The sequence below is a fragment of the Hydrogenophaga sp. genome, from assembly GCF_048549895.1.
Classification (GTDB): Bacteria; Pseudomonadota; Gammaproteobacteria; order Burkholderiales; family Burkholderiaceae_C; genus Hydrogenophaga.
This window is the reverse complement of the sequence record NZ_JBLYYB010000163.1, coordinates 1-4,265: the sequence shown is the minus strand read 5'-3', so window position 1 is coordinate 4,265 and position 4,265 is coordinate 1. Positions and strand designations below refer to the sequence as shown.

Below are 4,265 nucleotides of genomic sequence, written 5' to 3'. Positions count from 1 at the left end.
GGGAATATGGCCTTCGTCCTGTGGCGGTACGAGGGGGCAGCCCGAGGCAAGTTGCAGCAGCGGTGGCTGCGGGTTTTTTTTACACGCCCTCGCTGCTGCAACAAAAAACCTTGGCGTCACCCCCCCCTTCGGTCCATTGTGATCACAAGCCTCCAGCACCGGTACCTTCTCCTCCACTGCGAGCACTTGTGATCGACAAGCCGGTTCGCTGCGGGCAGCAGGTTTACGCTCGTGGACGCGATCTTGTCGTCATGGCCACGGTCAATGCTGGAGCAGAGCTGATCTCCGATGGCCACATTCACGTTTACGCACCGTTGCGAGGGAAGGCCTTTGCGGGCGCCACGGGCGACACCACTGCGCGTGTCTTTGCCCTGTCCATGGCTTCACAGATGATCGGTATTGCTGGAATCTACGACACAAGTGATCGTCCAGTGCATGAATCATTTCGCGGTCGACCGGCACAAATCAGTCTCGTCGCGGGCCCACACGGCAATCGTCTCGTTGTGGATGAAATCAGCTGCTGATGAGCAGTCAAAGGCGCGTTGCCAGAGAGACGTCGGGCTGACCACCTTCAGTGAGTTTTTCACGATTCGTTCATCCGGGCTCCGCTGATTCACCCAGTGGTTGATAGCGTGAACTCCATCACGCTCCAAAAACCATATATATTATTTTTGGCATTTTAAATTGCCTAAAATATTCCAAATGGAATTGGGTCAACACTCGCTATCGCTCGCTGTCGTTGCCGCGGGTCTCGTTCTCTTGTCAGCAGGCCAGGCCCAAAGTGGGGAACTGGACTGTGGCTTGGGTGACGTGCAAATCGTACTGCCGGGCGAGGCCGCCAAACCTCAGAGTCCCGCCTCGGTTCAGGCTCAGGTCCAGATCCGGTGCAAACAGGTGCCAGACCAGAAGCTGACGGCAACACCCAAGGCCCTGAGCACTTACCCCACAAACACGCCCAGGGGCCAGACGACGTGGAGCAACGACAACGGCAAGCCTTCGTCGATTCACAACAGGTCGTCGGTGATCGTCGATTCACGCGGCTTCAAAGCACGCTGATCAATGTTCAATGAGTTGCCACGCTTCAGCATCGCGGTACTCGGGTCGGGTCCACGCGCACTGGCCAGCGCTGTGTGCTTGTCACGCCACCACTCCGTGACCTTGGGCGAGTCTGGTGGCTACTGCACCCAGCAGCAACTGGCGCGAGCACCTTTGTATCCCACTGAGCCCAAGCTGGATGAACTGCTGGGCCGGACCTCGGGGCATATCAAATTCACTGATGCTTTCGTGAAAGCCCTGACCACCGCCGATCTTGTTGTGGTCGCTGAGCAGCCAGAGTTTCTACCCACAGAGCGCAGGTTCGACATGGCCCCTGTGGAGCGCTGTTTGCAGGCGGTGGCGCGCCACAGGCCCCGAGCAACCGTGATTCTCGAAGCGCCGGCACCCGTCGGCTATTCCCTCAAGGCCAGCCTTCAGCATCGCATCATCGTGATACCTGCGCCATTGCTTATGCGGACGGGAAGTATCGCGATGGACCGCGCGCAGCCCACAAGGATCATCGTGGGGTCCACATCCGACAAAGGACTGAACTATGCCTTCATCGCAGTGCGCTCCTGTCGCGACCCCAACACGCCCTACCTGCTGACAAACGCGAGCGAGGCCGAAGCCATCCACGCCTTTGAACGCAAGCGGGTCTTGCGTGGCCGCAGCGAAAGTGGTGAGGAAGTTGCAGACTATTGCAGGATTCGGCGGCTCAATGAAGATCAGGTCCTGCGGGGTCTGCAGCCGCTTGCCTATGTCCACGAATCCAAGCTGGGCGAGCTGATGACCTGATAAGTCCTGAAACGTCTACCGATTTCAAACGGTTTGAGGTGCTTCGTCCATCATCATTTCAAGTGAGTCGATCTCATCCCTGCTGCGCTCACCCAAGTGCCGAAGCTTCGCCGTCCAACGCGCCACGTCCGCAGCATTTAGCTGCGCAAAAGACGTTTCTATTTCAGCGGCAGCGCTGCCCAAGGCGGACATGCCAAGCAACATGCTGGCGCCTTTGAGGTTGTGGGCAGCCAGCTCGATCGTCCCGTGGTCTCCCTCACTCATCGCATTGATAAGCGCATCCAGAGAGCCCGTGTTCGGACACAACACCAGTGACACCAGCTCAGCGCGGACTTCGCGAGTGGCAAGCGGCACCAGCTGCTGGTAACCCAAGAGATCGACCACCAGAGGAAACTGCATGTTGAGGTTCTCAAGAACCGCAGTGAGTTCAGCAGAGGCGAGCACCTTGTCCTCCTTCGGCACATTGGGCGTCAATAATCCGCAACCCAACAGCGCCTTGTTCAGGTCGTGCAGTGTCAAAGGTTTGCTTACAAACCAATCAACGCCGGCTTCTTCCGCCCGGTTCTTGACCTCACCCACAACGTCAGCTGTGACCAACATGATCGTGATGCCCGACGATTTTCCGCCCATACCCCGAATGGCTTTTGCTGTCGAAATTCCATCGAGCTCAGGCATGTGGTAATCGAGCAAAACCGCATCAAAGGTTTGCTCCTTCAACAATTGCAGCGCCTCAAGACCATTGCCGCAGAACACCGCCTCATGACCCATCTTGTCCAGAAGCAGGTTCATGTACTTCAAGTTGACGGGATGGTCCTCCGCGACCAGCAGCTTGAGGCTTTGGTACGACGCGAACTCCATCTGAAAATCTTCCTTCACTTGGGTCGGCGCGGTTGTCTCGGGCAGGTTGAGCGTGAGTTCGAAGCGGGACCCAACGCCCAGCTTGCTGGTCACAGTGATATCACCGCCCATCATTCGCGCAAGACTGCGCGAGATCTCAAGACCCAGACCGGTTCCGCCTGTTTTGCGCAGAAACGAATTGTCAGCCTGATAAAAGCGCGTGAACAACCGCTCAATGGTGGCCTCATTCATGCCCTCTCCGGTGTCTTCAACCACGATGGACACTGTCCCGTGGGTTCCCGGTTTGGCATTGATGCTGACCTTGACCTCACCTTGGTGCGTGAACTTGATGGCGTTACCAACCAGGTTAAAGAGGATCTGCCGAATACGCATGGCGTCACCACGCACCCATCTAGGCAGTTGCTCTCCGTACTCAACACGAAGGTTGATGCCCTTACCAGCCGCGACCTGGCGCATCAGCTCTTGTGTGTTGCTGGCGAGTTCTTCAAGGTCAACGGTCGACATCAGAAGCTTGACCCCCCCCGAGTCGATCGTTGAAATGTCCAGAATGTCATTGAGAACCCCCAGAAGGTGTTCGGCGGAGTCCATCGCGGTCTCGACATGATCACGTTGTCCATTGTTCAGATCGGTGGAGTGAAGCAGATTGAGCATGCCCATGAGTCCCTGAAAAGGTGTGCGGATTTCATGACTCATGTTGGCCAGAAACACGCTCTTCGCCTGGTTTGCGCGTTCCGCCTCTTCTCTCGCCGACTCCAGCTCGTCGCTCAGTGTTTTCAGTTTCAGGTACTGAGATTTCTGGCGGTTGATGTGCCTCACGAGTAAAGCCACCAAGCTCAGCAACAGCAGCACCTGCAGAACCGTCAACGCGGTCAGGGCCTTGCCCTGTTGACGAATCTGAAAATTGCGTTCTTCTAAAAAGAGCGAGGTGGCTCGGGAAGCCTCGCGACTCATCTCTCTGAGCACGGGCTCCACGTCGAGCAGGCGAGTCGACAGATTGTCCAGCTCGTCTCGGCGAGCCAGCAAACTCTCAGGCTGCGCAAACACGGGATCAGCCGACTTGACGATGGCATCAAGCTCTTTCAACAGCTTGGGGTAAGCCGGTGATTGCTCGACCAGCGCGGTGCTCTGAAAATCCTTAATCAGAATCAGCCGGCTCACATAAATCTCGTACCGCTCAACCAGCTCGTCTGGAGAAGGCTGGGCATCCATATCGCGGACCCGGTCCAGTACGCGCAGGAGCTTTGCCTGCTCCCTCTCCAGCTGGAAAAATTGCGAGGTGATCGAGTCGTACTGGGTGTCGGTGAGCTCTTGAATCAAGCGCGATTGCTTGAACTGGATCAACACGATCGGCGTCATCATGAGCGCTGAGAACACCGTTAACGCGATCCAGAGCCGCTTTCTTCCCGTAAACATGTTCATGGGCTTCCCCCAGTTTCCCGGACGGTTTGCTTAGCCCATTAAGCCTTGCTCAAAGTCGACGGGGCTGAGGAAGTCTAGCTTTGAGTGTTTGCGCACCGGGTTGTAGAAGCGCTCGATGTAGTCGAACACGTCGGACCTGGCTTCTTCCCTTGTCCGGT

At 56.8% G+C, this 4,265-nt stretch carries 5 protein-coding genes; 3 read left to right on the top strand and 2 right to left on the bottom strand.

Going from position 1 to position 4,265, the window contains the following annotated elements; genetic code table 11:
* The 3 genes from minC to ACN4F8_RS15875 form a co-directional block, all read left to right on the top strand.
* A partial coding sequence (gene minC, locus ACN4F8_RS15885; RefSeq protein WP_419474442.1) for a septum site-determining protein MinC occupies positions 1-524 on the top strand: 524 nt, incomplete at its 5' end.
* 277 nt (positions 525-801) lie between these two features.
* The gene (locus ACN4F8_RS15880) at positions 802-1,056 is read left to right on the top strand and encodes a hypothetical protein (RefSeq protein WP_419474441.1); all 255 of its coding nucleotides are present in this window, start codon (positions 802-804) and stop codon (positions 1,054-1,056) included.
* A gap of 96 nt (positions 1,057-1,152) precedes the next feature.
* The gene (locus tag ACN4F8_RS15875) at positions 1,153-1,830 is read left to right on the top strand and encodes a hypothetical protein (RefSeq protein ID WP_419474440.1); all 678 of its coding nucleotides are present in this window, start codon (positions 1,153-1,155) and stop codon (positions 1,828-1,830) included.
* 24 nt (positions 1,831-1,854) lie between these two features.
* Here ACN4F8_RS15875 and ACN4F8_RS15870 read toward each other — a convergent pair whose 3' ends face one another.
* A complete protein-coding gene (locus tag ACN4F8_RS15870) occupies positions 1,855-4,107 on the bottom strand; it encodes an ATP-binding protein (RefSeq protein ID WP_419474439.1) in 2,253 nt (750 codons plus the stop codon).
* 30 nt (positions 4,108-4,137) lie between these two features.
* Positions 4,138-4,265, bottom strand: a 128-nt coding sequence (locus tag ACN4F8_RS15865) for an IS3 family transposase (RefSeq protein ID WP_419474443.1), incomplete at its 5' end; no start/stop codon positions are given.